Source organism: Pseudomonas sp. Pme6b (genome assembly GCF_058129925.1).
In genome coordinates, this window is sequence record NZ_CM176704.1 from 2419601 (window position 1) to 2434042 (window position 14442).

Sequence of the window (14442 nt, forward strand, 5' to 3'; positions counted from 1 at the left end):
CGAAGCGTCGCCCGGCTCGCTCCCACGGCCTTCGGCCAGAATCAAAAGCCTGGACTCAGATCAGAAATCCCCCCGCAAGGTCAGGACATAGCTGCGCGGTTCGCCGTAGACGTTGGAGCGGTCGGTGGCGATCGAGGTGCTGTAGTACTTGCGGTCGAAGAGGTTTTCGGCGTTGAGCGACACCTTCCAGTTCTCGTCCAGTTTCCAAGAGGCTCGCGCATCCCAGATGGCCTTGCCAGAAACGCCCAGCTGTTTGTTGGACGGCACTTCATAGCCCGAATCTGCCGACACGCCGGTGCCCAGGGTCAGGCGGTTCCATGCGCCCGGCAGGTTGTAGCTGGTGTTGAGGCGCAGCATGTGTTTCGGTGTTTCGTAGGCTACATCTGCATCGCCATTGTTACGCAGCATGTTGAAGGTATAGCCGCCGAACACTTGCAGGCCTGGCAACACTTCACCGCTGGCTTCGACGTCGACACCCTTGCTGCGGCTGATGCCGTCCTGCAGGTAGCAGGAGCCGTCGGAGCTGGTCGGGCAGGTCTGAGTAGTGTTCACGTCCAGCGCGGCGACATCTTTCTGTTTGATGTAGAACAGCGCCATCGACAGGTTCATGCGCTTGTCGAACAGTTCACCCTTGAAGCCAGTTTCGTAGTTGGGACCGATGGCCGGGTCCAGCGGCGAGCCGCCTGCGGTTACGTAGTTGGCTTGTGGCGTGAAGATGTCGGCATAGCTGGCGTACCACGACCAGTTGTCGTTGATGTCGTAGATCAGGCCGGCGAACGGGGTGAATTCCTGAGTCTGCTTGGATTCGTAACTGTTGGCTGCGCCGGTTTTGACGTCGTACTTGTAGTCATACCAGCTCAGGCGGCTGCCCAGAACCACGCTCAACGGCTCGCTCAGGTGAATACGCGTGTTGGCGTACAGGCCTGCGCGTTCTTCGGTGGTGTCGATGTCGGTGGTCCAGGCCGGACGGACCGGTTTGGCGAAAGCGCTCTGGTCGACATCAAAGACGTTGACTGCGGTGCGTCTCGTCACGGTCGCCTGATGCGTGTTGGCGTCCTGCTTTGACCAGTCAGCCCCCAGGGTTACCTGATGCTCAAGGCCGAACGCGTTGAAGTTACCTTCAAGTTGACTGTTCAGACCGACGCTGTCGACCTCGTCCTTGCGAAACAGTGTGCCCTGAAAATTGGAGCCCGCCAGCGTCGTTGGGTTTACTGCGCCTCGTGCGTAGGCAATGTTCTGATCAAAACCGCCCTGCGAGTAAGTAAGCGACGTGCGGCTGGTCCAGTCCTCATTGAAGCGATGCGCGACTTCGGTAAAGACCTCGGTCATGTCGCTTTCAAGACGGTTCCACTTCTGCGCCAGATTGGTCGAGCGCGACAGGTTCAGCGACTGGCCGTTGCTGTAGCGCGGCAGGCCGTAGATCGAGTAGCCATTGATGACCTGTTCCTGGCGACGCAGGCTCATGGTCAGCGTGGTGTCATCGCTCAGGTCGGCTTCGACGATGCCGTACAGCAGCGGGGTGCGGCTGTCGCGCCCATCCAGGTACGAACCGCTGTCATCGTAAGCCGCGACCATGCGCCCGCGCAGCGTACCCGAATCGTTGAGCTTGCCGCTGCCATCCAGATCGACGCGGTACTGATCCCACGAACCTGCGCGAGTGGTGATCGAAAATTTGTTGTCGGCGGTCGGGCGTTTGCGCACCAGATTGACCGCGCCACCGGGCTGACCGGCACCTACCAGCAGGCCAGACGCGCCGCGCAATACTTCCACACGGTCATAGATGGCCATGTCCGGCTGCATCCAGCCGGTGATCTGATAGCCCTGGCCGCCAATGCCGTCGACCAGAAAGCTCTCCGCCAGCAGCGAGAAGCCGCGCGAGGTATACACGTGACCGCCGAAGTTACGGTACTGGAAGGTGATCCCCGGAGTGTCTTCCAGAACCTTGCTCAGGCTGTTGAGGTTGTTGTCATCCATGACTTGCCGAGTCACCACGCTTACAGACTGCGGTGTTTCACGCAGCGACTGTGGCGCGCCCTTGCCGATACTTACCGCGCCGGTGGTGTAAGAGCCAGTGCCGTCAGTGGCGGTGCCCAGGTACTGCGAGTCGATCGCGGTCGGGGCCAGGTTGACCGTGCCCGTGGTGGTCGAACCGTCTGCGGCGGTTTCCTGTGCCTGGCTGGCCACCGGCATACAGAGCGCAAGGCCCATGGCCGCCATGGATGGCCGGGAGCGGAACATCTGACTGAGCATCAACGCTTTGCTGAGCGGGGTAAGTCGTGACGGGTTGTGCATGAATTGGCTCTTTCCAGTGGGTATCGGCAAGGAGATTGAGAGCGTTGTTCAGGTCTGCGCAGTCGGGTTCAGCCGTCGACGGGGCAGGCGTGAGCAACTTTTTTATAAGGCGCTGCGTGGGAGATGGCTGTGCACGCAATTCGCTGTTAATGAGAACGAAAGCGAATAACGTTTATTTAATGAATTTTTCACAATTCCGGAAAAAAGATGGCGCTTGGCTATCTGGCTGGGGCCGGTATGGCTTCGCCGGGTAACAAAAAGCCCCGCTCGCGGACTGGCCGGGCGGGGCTTTCGAGGCGTGGATGAATCAGGCCGGAATGGTTTTTTCGTAAGTGTCGTTCTGCACCTGCTCGACCTGAATCTGCCCGGTCTGCATGCGCACCAGTTGGTCGGCGATGTAGAAATAGCGGTCGTCATGGGAGATGACGATGATGGTCTTGCCTTGCTGCTTCAGCTCCGGCAGCAGTTCGGTGTAGAACACGCGCCGGAACGCCGGGTCCTGATCGGCAGCCCACTCGTCGAAGACCAGCACCTGACGCTCGTCCAGCCACGCGTTGATCAGTGCCAGACGCTTGCGCTGACCGGTCGACAGGTCGGTGGTGGTGAAGGCACCGTCCTTTATGCTGACCTTGTGCGCGATGTCCAGCCGCTCCAGGTATTTGCCGGCGTCTTGCGGCAGCGCGGCCTGCCCCTGCAACGGCTCATCAAACAGGTAGTAATCGGCAAAGATCGTAGTGAATAACTGGCGGTAGTCATCCAGGTTTTCCGGGGTGACGGTCTGCCCATTGAGGCGGATTTCGCCCTGTTGCGGCGTGTACAGACCCAGCAGCAGCTTGATCAACGTGGTCTTGCCACAGCCGTTTTCGCCGACGATGAACACGATATCGCCCTGTTTGATGCTCAAATCGACCGGGCCGAGATGAAAGGCGTCGCTGCCCTCGACCGGAGGGTAGTCATAGCGCAGGTTGTGCAGTTCCAGGGTTTGCATATTGGCCAGCGAATTGGGGCGGTCGCTGACCAGCAAGTGGGGTTCGGGGTTGGAAAACTTCCACGACAGTTCGGCGATACGGCGCATGGCGATCTGCGCGCGGCTGATGCCGGGCAGGGCTGTGATCAGGCGTTCCAGCGGGCCTTTCATGTACAGCATCACCAGCACGAAGCCGCCCAGCACGGTTTTTTCAGTGGTCGGCCACATGGCCTGGAAGGCGATGGCGATGCCGATCACGGCAAAGAACAGCATCGAACCGAAGGTTTCCGCGCTGACGAAAATATTGGCGGCGCGAATGTTCGAGCGGCAGATGTGCTCGGTGGCACCGTGAATCTTCTCGTCGAGCATGTGCTGGCGACGCTTGCGCTGAATGCGCAGCTCCTTGGCACCCGCAGACAGCGCCTGATAGTGCTTCTGCAATTCGTCTTCGCTGTTGCGCGCCGCCAGAATGCTACGCATGCCGTACGCATGGGCCAGGTACTGCGCGCCGGTGCCGAGCACCACGGTGAGCACGGTCAGCGCCAGAATCTGCCAGGACAGCAGTGCCAGATAGGTCAGGCAGCCCAGGGTGACGGTGAACGAGATGACCATCGGTGCGACCGACAGGGCGAAGGTGCTGATGGTGTTGACGTCGTTGAGCAGCACCGGAATCAGACGGTGCGAGCGATAACGCTCCAGTTGCTCGATGGGTGCCACCAGCACCTTGGCAGCCAGCTCACGGCGCAGGTTGGCGACCACGCGCTGGCCAACGTAGTTGGTCGACAGGTTGGACAGTGTCGAGCAGGCCAGGGTCAGCACACACAACCCGGCGAACAGCAGCGCGGTCTGCGTGTCCGGGCCGCCGGGCATGTTCATCGCATTGTTGATGGTGGCCAGCAGGCCGGTGACGCTCAGACCGCTGACAATACCCAGCACGGTCGACAGCGCCACCAGCCACCAGAAGGGCTTGAGGATTCTCAGGGTTTCCCGGGCGAGGCTTTCAGTTTTGCGGGTCATGGTGTGTCTCGTCAGTGTCCGTGAGTGCGGCCCGCGTCTGTCGCAGGCCGCAGGCGCGCATGAAGTCCGTTACAGGTCGCGGGCGACCCGGAAACCCAGCCAGTCGCCGCGTACATCCGGCTGACGGCTGTTGCGGTTGCCGGAGCGGGAGAAGATCGGCGCTTCAGTCCAGTCATTGCCGCGAATCATTTTCCAGGTGCAATCGCCGGCCAGCCACGCGCTGCCGTCAGTGGGTGCGCCGTTGTAGTTGCTGGTCTCGCAATCGGCGGTCCATTCGTAGATATTGCCGTGGGCGTCGTAAATGCCGAAATCGTTGGGGCTGTAGCTGCCAGCGGGTGCGGTGTAGCTGAAGCCGTCTTCCGGGCCGTAGGTGTTGGCGTGTTTGGCGATGCTGTAAGGCTTGCCTTCGTACATCGGGAACGGGAAAGAGCCCTTGCTGTCGCCACGTGCCGCGTATTCGCGCTGCGCTTCGCTGACCATGTGATAGGACTTGCCGGTCTTCTTCGACAGCCATTCGACATAGGCCTTGGCTTCGTTCCAGTCCATGCACACGGCGGGCTGGCGCGCCGTCAGCGGGTAGCGTGGCTTGCCGGCCTTGCACTCGCGGCCTGGACGGGTATCGCCATCCGGCATCTTGTAGCCGGAGCTCTTGATATAGGCATTCCACTCGCCGCTCAGCACCTGAAAACGGCTGATGGCGAACGGTTTGGCGAAGGTCACGTCGTGCAGCGGGCCTTCGTCCGGCTGGCGACCCAATTCCTCTTCGGGCGCACCCATGGTGAAAGTGCCCGCAGGCAGCACGACCATTTCCGGGCAATCCTTGCAGTCCTTGAACACTTTTCCGGGCGCGGGCACCGCCGCAGGCGTGGCGGCGAGGGTGGTGCCGCAGAGCAACAGGCCGAGCAAAGCGGAAAGGGGCAGCAGTGTTTTTTTCATGACGGGTCTCGATAGAAAACGGAAAACAGTGGATTCAGTGCGTGCACGTCAGTTGCGCTGGCTGAGCAGTGCCATGAATCGATCGATTTCGGCCTCGCTGTTCAGCAATCCCGGCGCGGTGCGCACCACCGGGCCGACATCGCGGCTCACGGCGTCCACGACCATGCGTTGTTTCATCAGCCAGGCGGCCACCTCGTCACTTTCCTGGCCCTTGAGCCGGAAGAAACTGAAACCCGCCGACAGTGCTGGGTCCATCGGTGTCACCAGTTCGACGTTGGGCTGCGCCTTGAGGCGCTGCTTGAGGTAGCTGTTAAGCTCGTGAATGCGCGCCTGCACGTCGGCTTTGCCCAGTTGCAGGTGCAGCTTGAACGCCTCGTTCAGTGCCCAGCGGTGTTCGAACGAGTGATAGCCGCCGGGCGTCATGATCGTGCTGAAACCGGTGGCTTCCGAGAACGTCGGGATCAGTGGGGTGAGGTCTTTGACCTGCTCCGAGCGGGCGCAGACAATGCCTGTACCGCGCGGGCCGAACATCCACTTGTGAGTGCCGGCGACATAGAAGTCGCACTTCATGTCCGGGAAATCCAGGTTCTCGACGCCAAACCCGTGTACGCCGTCGACCACATACAGAATGCGGTCTTTGTCGTCACGGTTGCGGTTGTGTTCCTCGACCAGATCGCCGATGGCCCCGATAGGCAATTTCACACCACTGCCGGACTGCACCCAGGTCATGCCCAGCACTCGCGTCTTCGGTTGAATACTGCGCGCAATGGAGCCGATGATTTCGTCCGCCGACACGGTCGCCGGGTCTTTGAACAGGCGAATCTTGCGCACCTGTGTGCCTTCGCGCTGCTGGCGGAATTTGAGGATGTCGCGGGTGCAGGAATGCTCGTGCTCGGTGGTCAGGATCTCCTGATCCGGGCGCACATGCAGACCGCCGTAGATGATCGCCAGCCCTTCGGTGGTGCTGCCGGTGAGGGCGATCTGGCCAGGCTGGGCATTCAGGTACTTGCCCGCCCAGACGCGAACTTCATGTTCGCGGCGCTCGGTTTCCCCCAGGTCCCAGTCCATCGCCAGTCCGGGGTTGCGGTCGATGCGCGCGCGATGCTGTTCGATGGCCTCGCGAACCGGAGTGGGGTGCGAGGTGACCAGAAAGTTGGAAAGGTGGACGTAATCCGGGTCCTGATTGAACAGCTGTTTCAAGCGCACCCATTTGTCTGTGGATGTCGGTACAGGTGCGGACGCCATTGCCGTTGACGCAAGGCCAGAGCCCAGTGGTAATGCTGCGGCCAGCACTCCGGCCTGTTTGAGGAAGGTTCTGCGGTCAGTCATGAGCGGTTGCGCCTGATGTTCGGCTAGCGGCATTCGAGAGGTTGGTTTGTTTCGCATCCGGACGCGCCGAAGCCTGCACCTGCTCCCAGACGCGCAGGAAATTGCCGCCCCAGAGCTTGGTGATATCCGCTTCGGCGTAACCGCGCTCGATCAGCTCGGCGGTCACGTTGCGAATCTCGCTGACATCGTTGAAGCCTTTTACGCCGCCGCCATCATTGAAATCAGAGCTGATGCCGACATGGTCGATACCGATCTTTCTGACCGTGTAATCGATGGCGTCGACGAAATCCTTGACCGTGGCCTTGGGCTCTTCTTCAAGGATCGCGTACAGCTTGCTGGCGTAGGCACCGAAGCGCTGTTCCGGCCAGACCGTGATAATCGCGTCGCCGGGCATCAGTGCCATGGCCAGGTTGGGCAGTGGCGGCAGGTCGAAGTCCTTGCGCAGGGCGTTGAGCTTGTCCTGAGTCTTCTGGGTCAGCGGCTTCAAGTAAGCCGGGAACGCCACGATCTGCACCACGCCGCCACTGCGCTTGATAAGCTGCATTTCCTCGTCGCTGAGGTTGCGCGGGATGTCCACCAGCGCACGCGGGGCCGAGTGCGAGGCGACCATTGGCGTACGGCTCAACTGGCTGACCTGCTCCAGTGCCTTGCTCGACATTTGCGAGACATCAATGATCACGCCCAGGTCGTTGAGGCGCTGCACTGCCTGCTTGCCGATTTCCGACAGGCCGCCCAGCGCGTCGGGCGTGTCGTTTAGAAAGGGCAGGGGGCGTGAAGAGTCGGCCCAGCTGTTATTACCGACGTAACTGAAGCCGAACATGCGCATGCCGCGCGCTGTCCAGTGGTCCAGCAGGCTCAGGTCATTGCCCAGCGGGTAGGCGTTGAGCATGCTGATAAAAATCGCAAACTTGCCCTCGCCGTGCAGGCGGCGCATGTCGTCGGGGGTATAGGCGATGCCGACCTGATTGGGGAAATCCCGAACCATGCCGGTGATGATCTTGTAGCGCACTTCCTGCTGGTGGCGCGCTTCGTCGACAAAGCCGGGTGTCGGGCGATGCGGGGCATTGTCGCCGTTCCAGATTTCCGGCCAGCCGAATACCGTCAGTGCTGCGCCGGACAAGCGCCCGCGTGCGGTTTTCACCAGATCGAACTGGCCCGAACCGTCCTTGTCGGCTTCATTGCCCTCGCTGCCGAATTTCATCGGCACGGTGATGTGGCTGTCGAAGGAAATGATCCGCTCTTGCAGGTCGTCGGCCTGCTTCATGACCTTGACCGGGTAACCGGCAGGCGACCAGTAATTCCAGGCCAGAAAACCCGCGCCTGCACTGATGGCCAGGGCCAGGGCCAGCGGCAGGCCGATGAAGAGAGCCTTTTTCCAACGCGGTCTTGTCATTTCCGTCTCGTTCAGATTAACCGTTGCGCAGCCTGCAAGGGCTGTTGCTATCTGGTGGAGAACGAGCGGATGGGCGAAAAATTTAGCGCCGTATCCTGGATTCAGACGCTGAGCTAAATTTGTCTGCCGGGTTTACGTTCTAGCTTGGATAACGGCTGTCTCGGTGCTGGAACAGGTAGGGTAATGACGATTTCTCGACGAGGGTTCATAGCAGGGCTGGCGCTGACCGGCGCGGCAGTTCCGGCTGCCTATTATGCGCATCGGGAATTCACCCGTGTCGAGGAACCCGTGACACCGGGCGAGGCCACGGCCGGGCCCGCAGATACGTCTACCCAGCGCCTGGCCGACAAGCTGCGCGGGGTATGGACGCTGCGTTTCGAAGGGCGTGATGCCGGGCTGGCCGATGCGCCGCTTGAAGGTCTGGAAATGTTTCTCGACATTGCCCCGCGCGGTCGCGGCCTGCGCGGTTATATCGATACGCCGGAGCAATTGCGCAGCGACGCACAGCCACGCTTCCGGGTGATTGGCGACCTGCAACCGGCCAACGCGGCAAAGCTGTATCTGCGGGTCATGGATGGCCATGCTGGCAATGATCCGCACAGCGACACTCCGGATTACGAATTCAGCCTGACCCTTGATGAAGTCTGGGGCGCGTTCGGCAATGCGGGCAGCGGCACGTTGAGCGGACGTATCGAGCGTCTGGACCGGCCGTTGGCCCTGCCGGAGCTGGAAAACCGCCTGATTGCCATCAAGCAGGTGTTCCCTGAGGCGCGCGAGCGGGTCGGCCTGAGTCCGCCGTTTCTGGCCTGGCTGGTTTCCAAGGAGCATCGCTTGTTTCACCAGCTGTGGCATGCCTCTCGGGACAAATGGCACAAGCTGCCCGAAGACAAGCGCAACGCCCTGCGTGGTATCGGCTGGCAGCCGGGGCCGCGCGAGAAAGAGCGTGATGCGCGTGGCCCGCACAAGGACCGCAACGGTTCGGGCGAAGACTTCTTTTACATGCACCGGCACATGCTGATTCAGGCGCGCAAGATTCAGGACCTGCCGTCGTGGCCGCGGTTTCCGTTGCCTCAGCCTGCGCTGGAGCGTGACCGGTTGGGTTTCGCACGTTATTTCGATAATCACGACGGTTGTTCGCTGCCGCCCAACTGGCTGGCCCAGGGCGATGAGGAATACACGCAACTGGTCAGCGATATCAAAAGCCACGAGACGTTTCACACGCACTTTCAGGTCTGGGAGTCGCAGTACCGCGACCCGCGCTTTCTGTCGAAGCTGACGTTGGGGCAGTTTGGTTCGCAGGTTGAGCTGGAACTGCACGACTGGTTGCACATGCGTTGGGCCTCCGTCGCTCGCGACCCCGCCAACGGCCAGCCGGTGCCCATGGCGCGTCGTTCGGACGACTTCGCCGAGCGCTGGTTCGAGCCGGAAAACGACTTTCTCGCCGATCCGTTTTCATCGCATGTGAACCCGGTGTTCTGGATGTTTCACGGCTGGATCGACGACCGCATCGACGACTGGTTCCGCGCCCACGAGCGCTTTCATCCGGGTGAAGTGAAGCGCCTGGAAGTCAATGGCGTGCCGTGGTTCGCGGCGGGCCGCTGGGTTGAAGTCAGCGACCCGTGGCTGGGGCCGGAAACCCACGGCTGCAGCACCGTGCCCGGGCAGGCGGCAGGCACGACCATGGAAATGGACCCGGAAGTCATGAAGCTTGCGCTGCGTATTACCTTTGCGGCGGATGACAAATTGAGCAACCTGCTACGCCGCGTGCCGCGCAGGCCTTGGTATGCAAGGAATCTGTTGCCGGAGAGGTGGTTCTAACGGACGGCAGTGGAGGTTATCGTTCCCAGCGCCCCTGCTTGGGAGTGCAGTTCGCGACGCCCTGCTGCGCAAAGAGGACGCGGAGCGTCCCGAACGGCATGCGACGCAGAGCGTCGCACGATAGTGGATCGTGCGCTCAGCGCACCTGCCAGCCGCCGCCCAGTGCCTTGTACAGCGCGATGCTCGCCTGAAGGCGTGCCAGCCGTAACTGCACGCTCACGTCCTGTGCCTGGTACAGCGTGCGTTGGGTTTCCAGTACCGTCAGTAAGTCCTCGGCGCCTTCTTCATAGCGGCTCTGGGCGATGTTGAAGGCGGTTTGCGCCTGTTTGAGTTCTTCTTCGTGCCAGTAGCGTTGCTGGTCCAGGCCTTGAATGCTGTTCAGGGCTTTTTCGACGTCGGCGAAGCTGTTGATGATCGCTCCGCGATAGGTTTCCAGCAGCTCTTCCTGACGAGCTGTGGCCCTGTCGCGCTCGGCAGCCAGACGGCCATTATTGAAGATCGGCCCGACCAGACCGGCAGCCAGGCTGCTGAACGGTGCGCGCAGCCAGTCTTCGGCGCGGGTGGCTTCGGTGCCGAGCCTGGCGCTCAGGGTCAGCTTTGGCAGCATGGCAGCGCGCGCCACCGTGACATTGGCTTGCGCCGCGGCCAGTTCAGCTTCGGCTTTGGCCAGATCCGGGCGGCGGGTCAGCAGTTCGCTGGGCAGACCGGGGCCGATGTCCGGCCAGTTCAGGGTGGCGAATGCCTGATCACCGAGGTTCAGATTCTGTACCGGCTGGCCGAGCAACGCTGCCAGGCTGATCAACTGCTCGTTGGCCAGTTGCTGAACGCGTGGCAGTTCGCGCTGCTGGGTCGCGACCAGGTTTTTCTGCTGCGCCAGTTCCAGTGCAGTGGCCGAACCCGAGTCGTAACGGGTCTGCACCAGCCTCAAAACGCTTTGCGCGTTGGCCAGGTTCAGCTCGGCAATCCGGCCTTGCTCGCGCGCCGCGAGGGTTTGCGCATAGCGGTCAGCGACGTTGCCGAGCAGGGTCAGTTCCACTGTCGCCTGATCGAATTCGCTGGCCCGCAGGCTTTGTAGCGCACTGTCGCGTCCGGCGGCGATACCGCCCCAGAAATCCACTTCATAGCTGGCGGTCAGGTCGCTGGTGAAGTTGTTGGTGTTGTTGTCGTCGGAAGGGTTGGCCTTGCGGTCGCTGTTGCGCACGAACTTGTTGCGTTCGCCGCGCAGGTCAAAGGCCAGCTCCGGGAGCAAAGGTGCACCGCCAATGATGGCGCTGGCCTGCGCCTGACGCACACGCGCCATTGCTGCAGCGACTTCGTGGCTGTCGCGACTGGCCTGTTCGATCAGGCGATTCAATTGCGGGCTGCCGAACTGCTGCCACCAGCGGGCGTCGCTGCGCTGGGCGGCAGCGATCTGGGCAAACGCCCAGCGTGCAGGTGGCTGAATGCCGCTGTCCAGGCGCGGAGCCGGGGTATTGCAGGCGGTCAGTAACAGGCAGACGGTCAAAAGGGAAAGGCTCGGCTTCATTGATTGTTCATTCACTGGTAAGGGCCGCAACCGGGTCGAGCCGGGCAGCTTTGCGGGCAGGCATGAAGCCGAAGATCACGCCGGTGACCAGTGCGCAGGCAAACGCTCCGGCCACTGCCGGCACGGTGAACGCAACCGCCACCTTGCTCAGCAACAAGGCTGCGCCCATGCCCAGCGCCAGCACGACACCGGCCAGCCCGCCGACCACGGAAAGCATCACCGCTTCGGTGAGGAACTGCCGCAGGATGTCGCTCTGCCGCGCGCCGGTGGCCATACGGATGCCGATTTCACGGGTGCGCTCACGCACGGTCATGAGCATGATGTTCATCACGCCGATGCCGCCGACCAGCAACGAGATCGCCGCAATCGAGCCGAGCATCAGCGACAGGGTGTTCTGGGTGCGTGCTTCAGCCTGGATCATCGCGGCGTTGTTGGTCAGCTCGTAATCCTGCTTGCCGTTATGCAGGCGTTGCAGCAGGTTGCGTATTGCTTCTTCGGCGTGTTTGACGTTGTTGGCATCGCGTGTAGCGATGGTGATGTACTCGGGGTCCTGCGAGCCAAACAGACGGATGCTGGCCGCCGAGTAGGGAATGGCGATGCGGTTGTCGCTGTCCAGGTCACCGGAAGTGGCGCCTTTTTCTTCAAGCACGCCGACCACCTGAAACGGCACGTTTTCGATCAGGATGTACTGGCCAATAGGGTCGGTATGCTCGCCGAACAGTTTCTGGCGAACTTTGTAACCAATCACTGCCACGGCGGCAGCACTTTGCTCATCCGCTTCGCTGAAATAACTGCCTTCCACTACCGGCCAGTTGAAGATCGCCGGAAAGTGCGTGTCGTTGCCGCCGACATAACTGGAATGATCGACGTTGCCGTAGCGCACGCCGGCCTGTCCGCCGTTGACCGGCATGATCATTTTTACCTCGGGCAGCTCGCCCAGCGCCGCGACCTCTTCAAGCGTGATGATGCCCTTGGGCGCACGCGGGTTGGGGGCCTTGCCGTTGAGGTAAATGATGTTGGAGCCGAACGAGGACATCTGTGCCATGACCTGGCGCTTGCTGCCTTCACCGACCGCCAGCATGACCACCACGGATGCAACGCCGATGACGATACCCAGCAGCGTCAGCGCGGTACGAAAGCGGTTGATCCACATCACCCGCCACGCGGCCTGAACCGCGTCGAGCAGTTCGCCTTTCCACGCCCCGCGACTGCCGCTGCCTTCACTCAGACGCTTGCGCAGGTCGACGGCCTGTAGCGCAGCGGGGTTGGCTGAACGTGGCGCAGACAGATCGCATGCGGTGTCGCTGACCACCAGGCCGTCGCTGATCTCGATGACCCGTTTGGCGCGGGCTGCGACTTCCCGGTCATGGGTGATCAGGATCACCACATGGCCCTGGCTGGCCAGTTCGTCCAGCAGCGCCATGACCTCGGCACCGCTGTGGCTGTCCAGCGCACCTGTGGGTTCGTCGGCGAGGATGATATGCCCGCCATTCATCAAGGCGCGGGCAATGGAGACCCGTTGCTGCTGACCGCCAGACAGCTGGTGTGGCCGGTTGCCGGTGCGCGACCCCAGGCCCAGCCGGTCGAGCAGTGCGGCAGCCCGGGCGTGGCGCTCTGCGGCGGGTGTGCCAGCGTAGATGGCCGGCATTTCAACGTTTTCCTGTGCCGAGCCGGAAGGGATCAGGTGGTAGCCCTGAAACACAAAACCGAATGCCTCGCGGCGCAGCCAGGCGAGTTCGTCGCTGCCCAGCTCGGCGACGTTTTCCCCGGCGAACAGGTATTCCCCCGAGGTCGGGCGATCGAGGCAGCCGAGGATGTTCATCAGTGTCGACTTGCCGGAACCGGAGGCGCCGACAATCGCTACGAATTCCCCGGCATGGATCGATAAATCGATGCCACGCAGAACGTTGACCAGCGGGCTGTCGCCACCGCCGTAGGATTTGCGGATGGCGCGCAGGTCGATCAGCGGCGTTTGCATTCAGCCCCCGCTGCCGACAGAAGCCGGCACCAGCAGGCGATCACCTTCATTCAGGCCGTCGAGCACCTGCACGCGCAGGCGGTCGCTGATGCCGGTGCGTACCTGACGGTTTTGCACTTCGCCATTGGCGGACAGCACCTGCGCGATCTGCACATCGGCCTGAGGACCGTTCTGCAAGGCTGCGAGCGGGGCGGTCAGGGTGTTCTGCGCGCTGCCGGCGACGAAGAATATCTGTGTGGTCATTTCTGCCATCAGTGCCTGGTCGCTGTTATCAACGTCCAGCAGCACGGTGTACAGCACAACCCGACCGCCGCCGCTCTTGCGCGCACTGCTCGGACTGCCGCCGCCCTGATTGGCTTGATCAAGCGGTCTGGGCGGCACCGGCAGGATTTGCCGCACCGTGCTGCTCCAGCGTCGATTGCCACCGCTGAGAGTGGTGAAGTAGGCCGTCATGCCGGGTTTGACATGGCCAATATCAGCCTCCGAGACTTCGGCCCAGACGGTCATGGGCGACAAGCGGGCGATGCGCAGAATCAGCGGCGTCTGCTGTTGCGCGTTCAGGGTCTGACCTTCTCGTGCATCCAGTGCGACCACCGTGCCGCTCATGGGAGCGTAGATGCGCGTGTAGCCCAGCGCCGCCTCGTCACTGCGCAGCGCCGCCTGAGCTTCCAGGATCTGTGCCTTGAACATGTCGACCCGTGCCTGGGTGGCACGAAATTCCGATTCCGCAGCCTGCACGTCTTCGGCACGCGTGGCACCGCCCGCCGCAAGGCGTTTCTGACGTTGTTGCTTCTGTTCGGCCAGCTCGTGCAGCGCCCGCTGTTCCTGAAGCTGGGCCTTGAGGTTTTCGATCGCGTAACGCGCGGCGTCCAGCCTGGCTTTTTGTGTCGACGGATCGATTTCGACCAGCAAGTCGCCTTCCTTGACCTGATCGCCGACTTGCGCGTGGATTTTCATGATCTGCCCGGTGGCCTGCGAGCCAACGTCCACATAGCTGCGCGGCTGCAAGGTGCCCAGTGCGGTCACGCTGTTTTCGATGTTGCTGCGGGTCACCGTCACGGTCGCTGCATGACCTTTGCTGTCGGGCATGATCTGCCAGGCACACACGGCGATGACCGGGAACAGGCACAGCGCCACGAGAAGGGCGCGTCGAGGAGGGCGAGAGCGTTTCATGCAGGTTCCTGGGG

The 14442-nt window shown here is 61.9% G+C and carries 9 protein-coding genes; 1 reads left to right on the plus strand and 8 read right to left on the minus strand.

Annotation, left to right across the window (positions count from 1 at the left end):
* Positions 1-60: 60 nt before the first annotated feature.
* The 5 genes from AC4ANE_RS10925 to pvdM all read right to left on the minus strand — a co-directional run bounded on the left by AC4ANE_RS10925 (position 61) and on the right by pvdM (position 7934).
* Positions 61-2292 (minus strand): TonB-dependent siderophore receptor, encoded by a 2232-nt coding sequence (locus AC4ANE_RS10925; RefSeq protein ID WP_002552934.1) that lies wholly within the window; start codon positions 2290-2292, stop codon positions 61-63.
* A 307-nt stretch (positions 2293-2599) separates the two neighbouring features.
* The gene (locus tag AC4ANE_RS10930) at positions 2600-4276 is read right to left on the minus strand and encodes a cyclic peptide export ABC transporter (RefSeq protein ID WP_002552935.1); all 1677 of its coding nucleotides are present in this window, start codon (positions 4274-4276) and stop codon (positions 2600-2602) included.
* A 69-nt stretch (positions 4277-4345) separates the two neighbouring features.
* Positions 4346-5212, minus strand: a complete 867-nt coding sequence (pvdO, locus tag AC4ANE_RS10935; RefSeq protein WP_002552936.1) for a dihydropyoverdine dehydrogenase — start codon at positions 5210-5212, stop codon at positions 4346-4348.
* Positions 5213-5260: 48 nt separating this feature from the next.
* Positions 5261-6541 (minus strand): pyoverdine-tailoring periplasmic protein PvdN, encoded by a 1281-nt coding sequence (pvdN, locus tag AC4ANE_RS10940; protein WP_031594917.1) that lies wholly within the window; start codon positions 6539-6541, stop codon positions 5261-5263.
* The gene (gene pvdM, locus AC4ANE_RS10945; protein ID WP_002552938.1) at positions 6534-7934 is read right to left on the minus strand and encodes a pyoverdine-tailoring dipeptidase-like protein PvdM; all 1401 of its coding nucleotides are present in this window, start codon (positions 7932-7934) and stop codon (positions 6534-6536) included. Before pvdM ends, pvdN begins: the two co-directional genes overlap by 8 nt.
* A gap of 183 nt (positions 7935-8117) precedes the next feature.
* Here pvdM and pvdP point away from each other — a divergent pair, with 183 nt between their 5' ends.
* Entirely contained in the window at positions 8118-9752 is a 1635-nt protein-coding gene (gene pvdP / locus AC4ANE_RS10950) for a pyoverdine maturation tyrosinase PvdP (RefSeq protein WP_002552939.1), read from the plus strand.
* A 136-nt stretch (positions 9753-9888) separates the two neighbouring features.
* Here pvdP and AC4ANE_RS10955 read toward each other — a convergent pair whose 3' ends face one another.
* From AC4ANE_RS10955 to AC4ANE_RS10965, 3 genes are read right to left on the minus strand one after another with little or no spacing between them, the layout of a single operon-like run.
* Entirely contained in the window at positions 9889-11277 is a 1389-nt protein-coding gene (locus AC4ANE_RS10955; protein WP_002552940.1) for an efflux transporter outer membrane subunit, read from the minus strand.
* A gap of 7 nt (positions 11278-11284) precedes the next feature.
* Positions 11285-13255, minus strand: a complete 1971-nt coding sequence (locus AC4ANE_RS10960) for a MacB family efflux pump subunit (RefSeq protein WP_002552941.1) — start codon at positions 13253-13255, stop codon at positions 11285-11287.
* On the minus strand, positions 13256-14428 hold the full coding sequence (locus AC4ANE_RS10965) for an efflux RND transporter periplasmic adaptor subunit (protein ID WP_002552942.1): 1173 nt from the start codon (positions 14426-14428) through the stop codon (positions 13256-13258).
* Positions 14429-14442 lie beyond the last annotated feature (14 nt).

Bases quoted from the DNA above. Each gene is read 5' to 3' on its own strand.
- AC4ANE_RS10925 (WP_002552934.1), bottom strand. From the start codon at position 2,292: ATGCACAACCCGTCACGACTTACCCCGCTCAGCAAAGCGTTGATGCTC.
- AC4ANE_RS10930 (WP_002552935.1), bottom strand. From the start codon at position 4,276: ATGACCCGCAAAACTGAAAGCCTCGCCCGGGAAACCCTGAGAATCCTC.
- pvdO (WP_002552936.1), bottom strand. From the start codon at position 5,212: ATGAAAAAAACACTGCTGCCCCTTTCCGCTTTGCTCGGCCTGTTGCTC.
- pvdN (WP_031594917.1), bottom strand. From the start codon at position 6,541: ATGACTGACCGCAGAACCTTCCTCAAACAGGCCGGAGTGCTGGCCGCA.
- pvdM (WP_002552938.1), bottom strand. From the start codon at position 7,934: ATGACAAGACCGCGTTGGAAAAAGGCTCTCTTCATCGGCCTGCCGCTG.
- pvdP (WP_002552939.1), top strand. From the start codon at position 8,118: ATGACGATTTCTCGACGAGGGTTCATAGCAGGGCTGGCGCTGACCGGC.
- AC4ANE_RS10955 (WP_002552940.1), bottom strand. From the start codon at position 11,277: ATGAAGCCGAGCCTTTCCCTTTTGACCGTCTGCCTGTTACTGACCGCC.
- AC4ANE_RS10960 (WP_002552941.1), bottom strand. From the start codon at position 13,255: ATGCAAACGCCGCTGATCGACCTGCGCGCCATCCGCAAATCCTACGGC.
- AC4ANE_RS10965 (WP_002552942.1), bottom strand. From the start codon at position 14,428: ATGAAACGCTCTCGCCCTCCTCGACGCGCCCTTCTCGTGGCGCTGTGC.